The sequence below is a fragment of the Virgibacillus sp. SK37 genome (assembly GCF_000725285.1).
Lineage (GTDB): Bacteria > Bacillota > Bacilli > Bacillales > Amphibacillaceae > Virgibacillus_Q.
In genome coordinates this window covers 503,404-517,742 of the sequence record NZ_CP007161.1, presented here as the reverse complement: position 1 = coordinate 517,742, position 14,339 = coordinate 503,404, and the positions used below count along the sequence as shown (strand labels likewise).

The window sequence follows — 14,339 nt, the reverse complement described above, 5'->3', positions numbered from 1 at the left end:
TGTGTAACTATAAAATTATACCACAATTTTTATAAATTAAAAGTATTTTGTCGTTACTTATCTAATTCCCTTGAAACGCGATAATAAACTTCGCTCCTCCAAGGGTAGATTTATCAACTGTTATCCTACCACCAGACCGTTCTATAATTGCCCGTGATATAGCAAGACCCAAGCCAGTTTCTCCATTCTTACCTTTTACAAAACGATGAAAAATATGTGGCATCATTTCCTCTGAGATCCCTTCCCCATCATCTTCTACAGTTATATAAGTAATCCCATGCCGCTTATATATCTGAAGCGAGATCTTAGTTTTAGCATGACGAATACCATTTACAATTAAATTTAATATAGCGCGAAGTAATTTTTCTTCGTCTGCAATGAAATCACAATTATTTTCCGCTTGATGCATAAAGTGAATACCTTTTTCATTGACCAAAGGTAAAGCACGATCTACAATTTGTTCCAAGAATCTCACTCCGGCAATTTTCTCAGGTTGGTAAACATCCGGTTCGCTATCCAGCTTTGCCAATAGAATCATCTCATTTATAATCAGTTTCAGTCTTTTTACTTCTGTAACCATTATTTCAAGGCCTTTTTCTTTGTCCTTTTCATCAAAAATTTCATCCTTAATTCCTTCCGCATAACCTTGGATCGTCATAAGAGGTGTTTTCAATTCATGACTCGCATTTTGAAAAAAGGTTTGTTGTGATTTCATATAATTTTGCAGCTCTTCAGCCATTTCAAAGACACTTTCTTCCACTTCCTTAATTTCACCGCTTGCCTTTACTCTTTCAAGATCATCAAATTTTCGTTTTTCTACTTTCTTCAACTGTACTTTTAGCTTTGTCAAAGGTGTAACCAGCTTTTTAGTTAAGAAATAGCTAAGAAGCACGGCAGCAATACTACCGATCATAAATACGATAAAGAGTCGGAAAACAAAGTTTTGCTGTACAGCCTGCAAATCATTCATTGGTGTCAATAGAATAAGTTCCAACCCACTATTTGGTGGGTAAACTACAATCCTTGAGGTTACATATTTATTATTTTCAAATTCCCATAATGCTTCCTTATTATCAGCAAAATTATTATTTTGGAAAAAACCCTGTGCCACGCTATTTGGCATGGTGGAGTAAAAAACAGCATCATTTTTTCGATCATAAAGAAAAAGCTGAAGATCTTGATCCTCCAAGAATCGACTGAACTTCTCAAGACTCTCTCTATCCCCATAATTTTCTTCATTTAGAACCTCAATTAGTATTTCGCCTTTTTGTTTTAACTGTCTTTGTTCGTCCTGAATTAAAATATCGAGAATAAGCGAGTAAATAAAATAACCTGTCACCGCCATGATAACGAGTAATAATGCTGTGAACGCAGCGTTGAGTTGATATTGAAGTTTCATTTATGTTTCCTCTCCATACCTTAGTCGGTAGCCAAATCCCCACACTGTTTCCAAAGGTAGGTCAGGCAGCTTTTTTCTAAGCCTTTTTACCAAATCGTCCACAGCCCGATCACTTCCAAAATAATCTTCGCCCCATATTTTTATCAATAACTCCTCACGGGAAAAGGCACGGTTTACATTTTCCACTAGTAATAGAAGCATATCAAATTCTTTTGTAGTCACTTCATATTCCTCGCCTTTATAAAAGATCCTTCGTTCCTCTTTATTTATTAATAATTGATCAATCTTTACCTTTTCCTGTGCAGGCTCTTCCTTGTCGTTTTTTAAAAATGATCGTTTAAACAGCCTTTTTACTCTTGCTACCAATTCTCTTGGGCTGAATGGCTTAGTTAAATAATCGTCCCCACCCAACTCCAATCCTAAAATTTTATCAATTTCTTCATCCTTAGCAGAAATAATAATAATTGGGACTTCACTTTCATTCCTTATTTTTTTACAAAATTCATACCCATCCATACCAGGTAACATAATGTCTAATATCCACATATCTGGTGGATTTGTCTCCCATATTTCCCACGCAGCTTCTGCAGAATCGGAAATGATTACATCATACCCTTCTTTTTTTAAATAGGCGGATACGATATTTTGAATATTTACATCATCTTCTACAACACCAATACGATTTCCCATAACTTTGTCACCTTTTTCCACATGTTTAGTTAACTTCATTTTACATAAGTTAAAAAGCGGATGCCACTGAACACCAATTTATATTTACATATTTATTCCACAATTCAGCCAAATAATTTCCAAACGGAACAGGTAAGATAAAGATATAAATTCTTAGAAAAAGGGTGAATATAGATGGATTACAATAACAATAATTTCTCAGATGAAAATAAAGAATCCTCTTCAGAATCAACCACAGAAGTGCATGAACATAATAAAGAGAAAGAGTTTTCAACGGATAAGCCGAAAAAAGAAGTCAAGTCAGGCTCAAGAACAGGCTTGCATTTCTTTCTTGGCGGATTAGCAGGCGGATTAATTGCTGTAGCTTTAATTGCAGTACTGCTATTCTCAAACATCCTCCCTTTAGCTAGTAAGGCAGATGAAAATACTTCTTCTGACAGTGGTACATCCAACAATGCCAACGTTGTCAAAACAATGGCGTCAGACCAGGCAGAGGTGGCTTCTAACATCGATGAAACGTCTAAAGCAGTCGTTGGTGTTGCTAACCTGCAGCAACAAAGCGTTTGGTCAGAAAGTCAGGAAGCCGGGACTGGATCAGGCATCGTCTATAAGAAGGAAGATGGGAAGGCATATGTTGTAACAAATCATCATGTTGTAGAGGGTGCTGAACAAGTAGATATTATTTTAAATGATGATGAAAGATTAAATGCCAAAGTTTTAGGTTCGGATTCTTTAACCGATTTAGCCATATTGCAAGTTGATGGAGATAAAGTCACTACGGTAGCCGATCTTGGTACCTCCAAGAATTTAAAAGTTGGTGAGACCGTATTGGCAATTGGTAATCCTCTTGGTATGGAATTCGCAAATACACTTACTAAAGGAATTATTAGTGGGTTAGATCGATCTGTCAGTATGGACACAAATGGTGATAAGCAGCCGGACTGGGTAACAGAAGTTATTCAGACAGACGCTGCAATTAATCCAGGTAATAGTGGCGGCGCACTTGTGAATGCAAAGGGACAGGTGATTGGAATTAATTCTATGAAGATCGCCCAGAACGCCGTGGAAGGAATCGGGTTTGCCATTCCTATAGACTCAGCCCTCCCAGTCATGGAGCAATTGGAAGAAAACGGTGAAATTGAACGTCCATTAATAGGGATAAGCACCGCCTCCCTAAATCAAGTGCCACCTCAATACAGAAATGAAATTAAGCTACCAGAAGATGTGGAAGGTGGCATGGTTGTAGCAAATGTCCAGAAAGATTCACCAGCAGCTAAAGCAGGCCTACAACAGTTTGATGTTATAACCGAAATTAATGATAATAAAATTACTTCACTTCTTGAATTACGTAAATTTCTCTATTCAGATGCTTCCATAGGTGAAGAAGTTCAAGTGAAGTTCTATCGAGATGGAAAGTTGGAAAAGACGGAAGTAACACTTACTGCGAAAGAATAAAATCTAAGCACAAAAAGCAAAAGAACTACATTCAAAAAGCTGAGACAGCAAATAACTTTACTGTCTCAGCTTTTCTTTAAAATAATCAGCAAAAATAGAAAAACCATATGAAATATATCCATCTAACTTCTTTAACCAAAGAATAAATCAAAAATATTACTTCCTGTTGAACTGCGTTTGTTATAGAACTCCGAATAGCCACAGTTCTTGCAAAACACTACAGTAAATTGATTATGCTGCACATCAAACATTTTTGATAAACCTGTTCCAGCCATAGATACATCTTTCGTATCGGCGTCTGTGCTTCCACATTTAATACATCCTTTATTTTGGTTCATATCGCTCACCTCATTACGTAATACGTTTAGAATTAAGCCAGGTTTCAACTAATATTCACTTTCATACTCATCTTCATATTTATTATGGTTAGGCGTTACTCCTGTAAATTTGCCATCAATGTCTGAAGAGAGAAAGTTCTCTAAGTCTTCTACAGCACCGGTATTTTCTTCGTTATTCGGATACATATCATCATAATCATCTTGGTTGCCATAGAAATCGGAAGGTGTTTCTGATGTACCATATTGACTTACTTCCTGCCAGCTATCCTCAGCGTCATAGCCTACTTGCTCTTCATTAGTAACCTCATTTGGATTAATATTTGGGCTGAATACTTCTTCTTCAACTGTTCTGGGTGATTCAAAAATATTATTGCTTGCATGTTCAATACATTTATCCGCCGTAGGGACTGCCTGCAAACGTTCAAACGGAATATCTGCACCGCATGTTGCACAAATCCCGTATGTCGCATCTTCAATCGCATGTAGGGCAGCATTAATTTCCTCTAATTCTGTTTCGGCATGTTCATTAAGTGCTGTATCCTTCTCTCTCTCATATAATTCGGTACCCATGTCTGCTGGATGGTTATCATAATTTGAAAGCTCACCCACCGATTCCTTTGTCAGCTCCAACGTTTTCTCAAAATGGTCCTGCACTTGGTTTATAAGTTCATTTTGTCTATCTACTAAAGCCTTTTTGCATTGAACTAATTGTTCGTTGGTGATCATTGAGATCATCCTCCAATTTAAATTAAATATGTACTTATACTATGTGCAAAAAAGCTTTGAGCAATTCGATTTTACCCCTCCCAAATCATGTCAATGTGTGGAATGTTATCATCCAAATATACTTCGGATATTTTCTTAAAACCGAGCTGACCATAAAAATTTCTCAGATGAGCTTGAGCCTGAATCTTTATCTTTCTCTCCTTCCATTCTTTATTAATATAGTCTATTGCTTTTTGTATTATTTGTGTTGCATAACCATTACCTCTAAATTTTTTCACTACAAGTACTCTCCCTATGGAAACTTCCTTGTACTTAGTATTCGCAGGGAGGATTCTTACATAAGCTGCAATTTGGTCATTTATTTTCAGAAAATAATGCATGGACTGCTGATCATAATCATCCAATTCCGGGTACACACACTCCTGCTCTACTACAAATATATCTACTCGCGCTTTCATCAAAGCATATAAATCTTCATTCGTTAAGTCACTAAACCCTTTCAAACACCATTCCATCGTATCCCTCCATTACTTTTTATTATGTGATAAAAGGATTAAGAACCCTTTTGTAGAAATAATAGTATAAGTTGTCTAAAAAGGGGAGGATAAAATGACTTTAACAGAAAAAAAGATCGGTTTTATCGGCACGGGAGTTATGGGGAAAAGTATGGCATTAAATTTGCAACGGGCGGGTTATTTCATAAATATCTATACACGAACAAAAGAGAAGGCAGATGACCTAATTAATCAGGGAGCAGTTTGGAAGGAATCCATCAAAGATCTAGCAGCAGAAAGCGATATTATTATAACAATGGTTGGATATCCTTCTGATGTGGAGGAGGTCTACTTTGGCGAAAGTGGGATTCTCGAACACGCAAAAGCTAGATCCTATATAATTGATATGACAACATCCAAACCCTCTCTGGCAACAGAAATTTTTAAACAAGCAAAAGCGAAAAATATCCATGCACTTGATGCGCCGGTCTCTGGAGGAGATATAGGCGCTCAGAAAGGGACGCTTGCCATCATGATAGGTGGTGAGGAAGATGCATATGAAGCGCTATTACCTCTTTTCAAAATTCTAGGCGAAAACATTATTCTACAAGGTCCGGCTGGTGCAGGACAACATACAAAACTAGCCAACCAAATTACCATCGCTTCAAATATGATCGGCGTTTGTGAAGCAATTATGTATGCAAAAAGAGCAGGGCTTGACCCTATACGTGTGCTTGAAAGTATTACAACAGGGGCAGCAGGGAGCTGGTCTTTGACCAATTTAGGACCAAGAATGATACAAGGTGATTTTGAACCGGGCTTCTACGTGAAACATTTTATTAAGGATATGACGATAGCATTGGAATCAGCAAAAGAAATTGGACTGGATACACCGGGGCTTTCCTTATCCCTAGAGATGTACAAGGAGCTCGCAGGACATGGTGATAACGATAGTGGAACCCAAGCTCTAATTAAACTTTTTGAAATACAGAACTTATAACCCTAACATAAGAGCCGCATCATTATCTATTTACGCGGCTCTTGTTTTTCCATCTTTTCTATTTCCCTTTGTACAATAAAAGCCAGATCATTGTTCCCGAACAATTGGAGTACATTCATTAACATATCCGAAGAAATTACATCTGATTCCTCTTTGGGAACAGTTAACTCAATAGCTTCCTCTAACGCATTGTTACTTTCTTGATTTGGATATGCCTCCATATATATAGCTTTTGGATCTAAACCATGATTTATACACCATTGTGCATAGATAAGAATCATCATTTTTTCGTCATTCTGATAGTTACTGACAATCTGTTGCTCTCTTTCCTTTCCGTCCATTATAAATCACCTGCTTTTCGAAAGATGAAAACCCACATAAAGGTTAGCGCTTGCTTTAAGTCAAGTGAAAGATTCGAATAGTTTTCTTCATTTACCCCTTCTTTATAAACACCAAATCCATCTATATATTCCAGGTTCTTCTCTTGCGCAATCCTCTGAAACTCCCATGGCATCATGGTATTACAAATAGCATTCTCTCCATATAGACGGGGAAAGCTATTTTCTCTAGGGCCAGCTGTCGGCCCTAAAATTCCAACACATAAATAACCATCTTTTTTTACTATTCTTTTCATTTCATTTAAAGCACTTACTGGGTTTTCTGTCCACTCCAACACATTAATACCAACTGCACCATGAAAGGTATCAGCTTTAAAAGGTAATTGATTTATATCTGCCTGGTAAAATGCTGCTGCATTCTTATTGTTTTTCTTTGCTAATTCAATCATTTCGCTGGATATATCTACTCCCGTTACTTTATATCCGGCTTGTGTTAATTTAAATGATCCATAACCATCACCACAACCAACATCAAGCATATCGTAGTCTTCAGGTATGTGTTTCTTAATAAAATCAACAATATCCTTTCTGCTTCCGCTGTCCCACATTTTCTTGCTTCTTGCATTCCAGAAAGCAGCACGTTGGTCCCATTGCGTTTCTGCTTCTTTTTCCCAATTAAAAGATTTCATATAGATTTCCCTCTCCTTTCAGGCGGTCGTTCGTTTTAATATGTAAAAGTATTAAATAATAACAATTTCTTATTCTTGGCATGGCTTGCCTAATCTTTGAGGTTCTATTGCAAATGTAGGAGTAAGACCATTATCTCGTACATTCATAGTTGGAGTAAACTGCGGACTAGTGTGTGAACAAACTAATCGGCTGTAGAACAAGATTATCCGCCGGAGAGCAAACTAATCGGCTGCAGAGCAAAATTATCCGCTGGAGAACAATTTAATCGGCTGCAGAGCAAGATTATCCGCCGGAGAGCAAATTAATCGGCTGCAGACATTCACAAATTAGCTATAGTGTGTTCACCATAAAAGGTTCTCAGTCAAATGTGGTGGTGTGATTTTCACTCCACCATCTCTTTTATTAAAAAGCCTTTGCTTAAATAGCTGCGTACGTATATTGGTTGCCGTTTCTATTGTGTCAAAACCCTTCTAACCTCTTGTCGCCACAGTATTTTCTTTTTTAATCGATTAAAATTTTTAATTCCATACGACATTCGTTTTGCCACTTTAATTGTATTATTTACGCCTTCAATATATCCATTATTAAAAGGATACATAAAGGAATGCAAGATCTCTTGCTTCCACCGCTCAAATGTTTTTCTTACTCTATGAAAAGACTCAATATTAGAATCCTTCATCGCCATTAAACATCCTTCTAGACCCTGTGTAGCGGTCTTTTCGTTACTCTCTTTAAACCACTGATCAAGTTTGTTTTTTAGGTTGTATGCCTCTTCTAATCGAGGATCAACCTGGAGTAACTGATTTACTTTCTCTCGCTCTTCTTCTGATAATTTATAGGTTGATTTCCAAAGTAACTTTTTACTTTTTTTCATATATATCCGGTCTTTTTTCTCTAAGTCTCTTTGCACTTCTCGACGTACTTCATCTAGCGCCCAATATACTTGCCGCATAAAATGAAATCGATCAGCGATGATCAGTGGGTTACCAAGCGCCTTCCGTATTGCTTGCTTAAAAGACTTAGAAAGGTCCATGACGACAATCTCTACGTTACTTGTATCACAGGACTGAAGATAAGCTTTAATTGTATCTACCTTCCGATCAGGTAAGACATCCACAATCTCTTTATTTTCTACATCCGCAATGACCGTTTGAAACCTTTCACCGCCCGCATCCCCTTTAAATTCATCAATAGCTAACGCACGTGGCAGGACTTTCCTTGTTTTTATTTCTTTTCGATCATAAATACGAAGTAACCGTTGCGAACTCATCCCAGTTAACTGGGCAGCTGTAGTAAATGAGCCCACAGCTGTATACGTTAGCGCTGTCGTTTGTATAGAACGGGTGCAACGTTGGTATCGTTCCACCATCTGAAGCTTTTCATAAAACGTATGATTACACGCCTTACATAAGTAGCGTCTCTTTTTCAAAGAAATACTAACTGGTTTATTGGAAACAATGGGCCCCTGAATCGTTTGGGTACGATAGCCGTGGATACTTTTTGTCCTATTGCCACAAAACGGGCACTTCTGCTTCTTTACTTTTGTATATAGCTCTACAAAAAACTTAGCTGAGTCACTAGAAACTTCCCATACATCTACATGTTTGTCTTCAATACCTAACATTTCTATGATAAAATGGTTTTGCACTCTTTCCCTCTCCTTTTCCTTTTGTGTCGCAACTTTAGGTTAACAAAAGAGAGGGGAATGAGTGTATTTTTTTGTTTCTTACGGAAACACTGATCCTCCAAAGGAGACCACCACATTTAGTATAGAGCCCCATAAAATTATTTTCCGAAACAGGAGTTATTTGTAGCCCTATCAAGTTACTTCTTATCTATTTTGCGAATCATTGGATAATCCAAACATATATAATAAAAAAGGTTTATCTCATGAATGAGATAAACCTTTTGATAATCATCTATTATAGACGAACAACGTTAGCTGCTTGTGGTCCGCGGTTACCTTCTACGATTTCAAATTCAACGTCTTGACCTTCTTCAAGCGTTTTGAAGCCTTCAGCTTGGATAGCTGAGAAATGAACGAATACATCGTCTCCGTCTTCGCGCTCGATGAAACCAAAGCCTTTTTCTGCGTTAAACCATTTTACTTTACCAGTCATTAAAATGACCTCCTTATACAAATATCGTGCAAAGTAATTGAATCATAAATACTTTTACAACGCTTTGTTAAAGAGATCGTAAAGTATTATTCAAACTTCAATTTCCTTTTGCTTTCTTAACTTTAACCTTTTTACAAAAAAAATGCAAGTAATTTAGAATTTATTTTAACTTTTCATTCTTGCTTTTTATTTCAACATAGTCTGATGCTATTTTCCACTTCCATCCTGAGACAAAATTAGTCATCTTTCGGTTCGACTTCCTTATATCTTCTTTTCTGTCGATACCCATACGTAATGTCTCTTACTAGTTCTTCATTTTCTAATCCTGCACCAATTGCACCAGCAATTGTGGAGATAGAGGTTCCTATCCAAGCCAGTCTTATATACTGCATGATGGTAAAGTCTCCCTCTCTATTTACAGCAGAGTTATAAGCTTCTGGTGGCACAATTACTATAACAGTAATAAGAAATAATAAAAATAAAGCAAGATAATATGTTAAAACGGAAAGAAGCAGGGTTATTAGCGTTGTTTGATTATATAAGTGCCGAAGATGAGTTTGATGTCGGTTAGATGGCCTTTCCCATAAATTATGTGCTGTAATAATCCAAATTACCATTAGACTAATCGCCGCGAACGATAATACACTCAACCTAAGCGTACTTAATATATCACTTAAATTCCATAGGGTAGTAAAGATCAACGCAAACGCTCCTGTGGAGAACGCAATAGCAATTACCTTTTTAAACGATGACATAATACTCCATGGTCGATTAGCTTGTGTCATTCCCATCAATAGTCGAACTTCACCATTTATTTTCGGAATAACAATATATCGAGTTTCAATATCCTTATGCTCATCATTCGGTGAAATTCGTTTTACTTTGGTGAGTGGAAATTGCCTTTGTAGCATGTCACCTGTGAAATTTTTCTTGACTTTATGATCATTATTTTCCAATCGAGATCCGTTATACAATTCATTCATAATTTGGATAACTGCTTTTCTCATTCTTTTTTTTATAGGCAGCCAGCCAAAGGAAGGAACAGATAGTTGAGCAATATAATGCTTCTTACTAATGTCTGCTGCTACAATACTACTGTTGTCAAATATAGGTAAATCAGTCAAACAGATAGCGTATCCCCAATCCTCTCCATTACGCAGTTCTGCAGCCTTTTCAATAATTTTATCAACATTTTCAGCTGCTCCTGTAAGAGGATCTACTACCATTTCCACCTCCCATGTGACACTGTCATCAATTTCCCTCTCAAAAGCTTCAGGTAATTGTTCCACATAGCGATTCGCTATTTCAGCAGGTAGTTCAGGAGCTGCGATAAGTCCTACCCTAACCTTTTCTTTATCCATCCAACCCCTCCTCTCTTCTTTAGTTAGATTCCTCGGCTTCTTTTTTATTATCGTATTCCTCTCCTACTTCATAATAACGTTGTTGTTGTCGGAACGAATACGTTATATTTCTGATTTTTTCCTCTCTCTCTAGTCCTGCGCCGATAGCACCAGCAAGTGTGCCAAGTGAAGTAACTAACCATACTAAATTCAAATAATATTTAAATGAAGGATCCTCATCCAATCCGGTCCAAGCTTGGAACAATTCCGGTGGAACAAAAATAGAAATAGCGATGGAAAACATCGTAAATAATACAATATAGTTAATAATAACAATGGAACTTAACGTAACGAAGGTTGTCCAATTGTATAAGTCCCTCCACCGTTTCTTACCACGGTCTGATGGTTTCTCCCATAGATTTTGAGAAAAAATAACCCATATAACCATCCCCATAATTGCTATAATTGTTAAAATGATTAGTCTTATCGGTGTATACACTATGCTCAGTTGCCAGGGTGTAGGGAAAATAGATATATATGACCCTGTAGCAAAAGATAAAGTTATCATTTTATTAAAAGAAAACAATGCCTTCCATGGTCGGTTAGCAAATGTCATACCTAATAACACGCGGAGATAACCGGTAAATCTCGATTTTATAAAATACCGAAGATCTACCACATCATCCTTTGATGTTGCTTGCATCCTGCCTATTTGAGAGAGTGAAAACTGGTGAGTTAATTTATTTTTATTTTTATTCTTACTTGGTGAAGGCTTCTTTTCTACCGCCAATCTGGCGTGAGGCTTATCATTAGATTCTTTACTGTATAATTCACGCATCATCTGCATTAGGGTTTTCCGAATTCTTTTTCGCATAGGCATCAATCCAAATGTGGGGACGGAAATTTGTGCTACCTGATCCTTTAAGCTTGCATTGGCAACAACTAAATATTTTCCAAAGAAAATAGGCAGATCAGTCAAGCAAATAGCATAATCCCAATTATTTTCTTCTTTTATGTTGTCTGCTTTTTCCAGGACTTGCTTTGTATTTTCCGCCACTCCAACCAAAGAATCGATGGTCATTTCCACTTCCCAGGATACATCCTTATCAATTCTATCGGGAAGTAGTTCCGGTAGCTCTTTTATAAGGTCACTAGCAATTTCAGCTGGTAGATCAGGAGCTGAAATAAGCCCTAACTTAATTGTTGTAATTTCTCTCACCTCCACCATTTTATCTCTTAAATCCTCATGTGTGTTCTCTGCTATGATATTTTACCCTTTTTGACCGAACAAAAACATTTCTCCATCTCTAGTGAGCAATAGGTAGACCAGATCAGCTTGAAAATTAGTGTATTCCTTGGTAAAATAGTTTCTTGCAAGATTATAATTTAATATCGACTACCAAACATTTATATCTTGCAAATATGAATGACAGGTGGTAAAAAGAATGGAAAAAACGAATTATCAGGTTTTGTTGTACTACAACTATGTGCATATTGAAGACCCGGAAGCTTATGCCGAAGAGCATCTTCAATTTTGCAAGGACTTAGAACTAAAAGGAAGAATCCTTGTTGCTCATGAAGGAATAAATGGTACGGTTTCCGGTACAATTGAGCAAACAAATAAATACATGGAAGCAATGAATAACGATCCACGGTTTGCTGACATGGTATTTAAAATTGATGAACATGATGGACATGCCTTTAAGAAAATGCATGTGCGTCCTCGAAAAGAATTAGTCACACTTCGTCTGGAAGATGATATTAACCCATTGCAAACAACTGGGAATTATCTTTCACCAAAAGAATTCTATGAGGCAATGCAAGACGAAGACACTATAGTGATAGATGCGCGAAACGATTACGAATATGACCTAGGACATTTCCGTGGTGCAATTCGACCAGACATTGAGACTTTCCGTGAGTTGCCCGAATGGATTCGTGATAACAAAGATAAGATTCAAGGTAAGAAAGTATTGACCTACTGTACAGGCGGTATCCGTTGTGAAAAATTCTCCGGATGGTTAAAAGAAGAGGGCTTTGAGGATGTAAACCAATTACATGGTGGAATTGTAACATACGGAAAAGACCCTGAAGTGCAAGGAGAGTTATGGGATGGAAAGTGCTACGTTTTTGATGAACGAATCTCTGTTCCAATAAATCAAAAAGAACATGTTGTAGTCGGCGTGGACTATTTTGATGGAAAACCTTGTGAACGCTATGTCAACTGTGCAAATCCGGAATGTAATAAACAAATACTCTGCTCTGAAGAAAATGAGCATAAATATATGAGAGGTTGTACACATGAATGTCGTGTCAGCCCTAGAAACATGTATGTAAAAGAACACAACTTATCTGAAGAAGATATTGTAGAACGACTTCAGATGCTGGGCGAATCCAGAAAACAAGAAGCATAATAAGAATACGAAAAAAGCTCCAGGAGTTATCCTGGAGCTTTTTAATGGTTGTCCAAAATGAAAAGTAGTTACATCGTTAACACCATAGCTTGAGACGTATTCTACTGCTACCACTTTTTAAAGTGCTGCATCTACGTCTGTATAGTCGTAACCAAATTCATCAGCAACTGCTTTAAATGTTACTTTTCCATTAACCACATTAACCCCTGTTTTAATCGGTGCATTTTCTTTAATTGCTCTTTCTGCACCTTTAGAAGCTATTTGGATGGCATATGGAATAGTTACGTTTGTTAACGCAATTGTTGACGTACGAGGAACGGCACCAGGCATATTTGCAACAGCATAGTGAAGTACACCATGTTTTTCATAAATTGGATCATCATGTGTTGTAATATGATCAACTGTTTCAAAGTTACCACCTTGGTCAATTGCCACATCCACAATTACAGATCCAGGTTGCATTGCTTTAACCATATCTTCTGTTACTAATTTTGGCGCTTTAGCTCCTGGAATTAGTACAGACCCAATCACAAGGTCGGATTTCTTTACTGCTTCTGCAATATTATATGGATTTGACATTAATGTTTGCACACTTGAACCAAAGATATCTTCCAATTGACGTAGGCGATTTGGATTTAAATCAATAATTGTAACATTTGCTCCTAATCCAACAGCAATTTTGGCAGCATTCGTACCAACCATACCGCCTCCGATTACTGTTACGTTAGCTCTACTAACTCCCGGAACCCCACTTAATAGAATCCCTTTTCCGCCTTTTGACTTTTCAAGGAATTGTGCCCCTATTTGGGAAGCCATCCGTCCAGCTACTTCACTCATCGGAGAAAGAAGTGGCAATGTGTTATTAACAGTAATTGTCTCATAAGCAATTGCTGTAACTTCACTTTCAACTAATGCTTTTGTTAATGATTCTTCTGCTGCCAAATGTAAATAAGTAAATAGAATTAATCCTTTACGGAAATAGCCGTATTCAGATTCTAAAGGTTCTTTTACCTTCATAATCATATCAGCTTTAGCCCACACATCTGAAGCGTTTTCAATAATCTCAGCCCCAGCTTCTTTGTACTCTTCGTTAGTAAAGTTACTACCCTCTCCAGCACTTGTTTCAATGATGACCTGATGGCCTGCTTTTACAATAGCTACTACCCCTGCTGGTGTCATGGCAACCCGGTTTTCGTTGTTCTTTATTTCCTTAGGAACCCCTATAATCATGTTTGTTTCCTCCCTATTTCCTTTTAGATTTATTATATAACTTGATTTATTAAAACGCTTTAGGCAGTATACAAAATATAACCTATAGTGTTTGTGTAATTCCAC

At 37.1% G+C, this 14,339-nt stretch carries 15 protein-coding genes; 3 read left to right on the top strand and 12 right to left on the bottom strand.

The window, feature by feature from the left end; genetic code table 11:
- Positions 1-61: 61 nt before the first annotated feature.
- Together X953_RS02680 and X953_RS02675 are read right to left on the bottom strand one after the other, a co-directional pair.
- A complete protein-coding gene (locus X953_RS02680) occupies positions 62-1,399 on the bottom strand; it encodes a cell wall metabolism sensor histidine kinase WalK (protein ID WP_040954255.1) in 1,338 nt (445 codons plus the stop codon).
- Entirely contained in the window at positions 1,400-2,089 is a 690-nt protein-coding gene (locus tag X953_RS02675; RefSeq protein WP_040954254.1) for a response regulator transcription factor, read from the bottom strand.
- A gap of 174 nt (positions 2,090-2,263) precedes the next feature.
- Here X953_RS02675 and X953_RS02670 point away from each other — a divergent pair, with 174 nt between their 5' ends.
- On the top strand, positions 2,264-3,544 hold the full coding sequence (locus tag X953_RS02670) for a S1C family serine protease (protein ID WP_040954253.1): 1,281 nt from the start codon (positions 2,264-2,266) through the stop codon (positions 3,542-3,544).
- A gap of 131 nt (positions 3,545-3,675) precedes the next feature.
- Here the strand turns inward: X953_RS02670 and X953_RS02665 are convergent, their stop codons facing one another.
- The 3 genes from X953_RS02665 to X953_RS02655 all read right to left on the bottom strand — a co-directional run bounded on the left by X953_RS02665 (position 3,676) and on the right by X953_RS02655 (position 5,123).
- On the bottom strand, positions 3,676-3,882 hold the full coding sequence (locus tag X953_RS02665; RefSeq protein WP_040956928.1) for a zinc ribbon domain-containing protein: 207 nt from the start codon (positions 3,880-3,882) through the stop codon (positions 3,676-3,678).
- Between the two features lie 48 nt (positions 3,883-3,930).
- Positions 3,931-4,608 carry a TraR/DksA C4-type zinc finger protein gene (locus X953_RS02660; protein WP_040954252.1) on the bottom strand — a complete coding sequence of 226 codons (678 nt, stop codon included), beginning with the start codon at positions 4,606-4,608 and terminating at the stop codon, positions 3,931-3,933.
- A gap of 71 nt (positions 4,609-4,679) precedes the next feature.
- Positions 4,680-5,123: a GNAT family N-acetyltransferase gene (locus X953_RS02655; RefSeq protein WP_040954251.1), complete on the bottom strand. Its 444-nt coding sequence runs from the start codon at positions 5,121-5,123 to the stop codon at positions 4,680-4,682.
- A 94-nt stretch (positions 5,124-5,217) separates the two neighbouring features.
- Here X953_RS02655 and X953_RS02650 point away from each other — a divergent pair, with 94 nt between their 5' ends.
- Positions 5,218-6,102 carry an NAD(P)-dependent oxidoreductase gene (locus X953_RS02650; RefSeq protein ID WP_040954250.1) on the top strand — a complete coding sequence of 295 codons (885 nt, stop codon included), beginning with the start codon at positions 5,218-5,220 and terminating at the stop codon, positions 6,100-6,102.
- 26 nt (positions 6,103-6,128) lie between these two features.
- Here the strand turns inward: X953_RS02650 and X953_RS02645 are convergent, their stop codons facing one another.
- From X953_RS02645 to X953_RS18985, 6 genes are all read right to left on the bottom strand, one after another.
- On the bottom strand, positions 6,129-6,443 hold the full coding sequence (locus tag X953_RS02645) for a hypothetical protein (RefSeq protein ID WP_040954249.1): 315 nt from the start codon (positions 6,441-6,443) through the stop codon (positions 6,129-6,131).
- Positions 6,443-7,129: a bifunctional 2-polyprenyl-6-hydroxyphenol methylase/3-demethylubiquinol 3-O-methyltransferase UbiG gene (locus X953_RS02640; protein WP_040954248.1), complete on the bottom strand. Its 687-nt coding sequence runs from the start codon at positions 7,127-7,129 to the stop codon at positions 6,443-6,445. The genes X953_RS02645 and X953_RS02640 overlap by 1 nt, the downstream gene beginning before the upstream one ends.
- A gap of 452 nt (positions 7,130-7,581) precedes the next feature.
- Complete coding sequence (locus tag X953_RS02635) at positions 7,582-8,778, bottom strand: ISL3 family transposase (protein ID WP_040954247.1); 1,197 nt, start codon at positions 8,776-8,778, stop codon at positions 7,582-7,584.
- 274 nt (positions 8,779-9,052) lie between these two features.
- Positions 9,053-9,250 (bottom strand): cold shock domain-containing protein, encoded by a 198-nt coding sequence (locus X953_RS02630; RefSeq protein ID WP_017795660.1) that lies wholly within the window; start codon positions 9,248-9,250, stop codon positions 9,053-9,055.
- Positions 9,251-9,486: 236 nt separating this feature from the next.
- Complete coding sequence (locus X953_RS02625; RefSeq protein WP_040954246.1) at positions 9,487-10,611, bottom strand: hypothetical protein; 1,125 nt, start codon at positions 10,609-10,611, stop codon at positions 9,487-9,489.
- Positions 10,612-10,630: 19 nt separating this feature from the next.
- Positions 10,631-11,818: a hypothetical protein gene (locus X953_RS18985; RefSeq protein WP_052350020.1), complete on the bottom strand. Its 1,188-nt coding sequence runs from the start codon at positions 11,816-11,818 to the stop codon at positions 10,631-10,633.
- 217 nt (positions 11,819-12,035) lie between these two features.
- Here X953_RS18985 and X953_RS02615 point away from each other — a divergent pair, with 217 nt between their 5' ends.
- Positions 12,036-13,004: a rhodanese-related sulfurtransferase gene (locus X953_RS02615; RefSeq protein WP_040954245.1), complete on the top strand. Its 969-nt coding sequence runs from the start codon at positions 12,036-12,038 to the stop codon at positions 13,002-13,004.
- 117 nt (positions 13,005-13,121) lie between these two features.
- On the opposite strand, the gene ald is transcribed toward X953_RS02615, so the two are convergent.
- Positions 13,122-14,234 (bottom strand): alanine dehydrogenase, encoded by a 1,113-nt coding sequence (ald, locus tag X953_RS02610; RefSeq protein WP_040954244.1) that lies wholly within the window; start codon positions 14,232-14,234, stop codon positions 13,122-13,124.
- Positions 14,235-14,339: the final 105 nt, after the last annotated feature.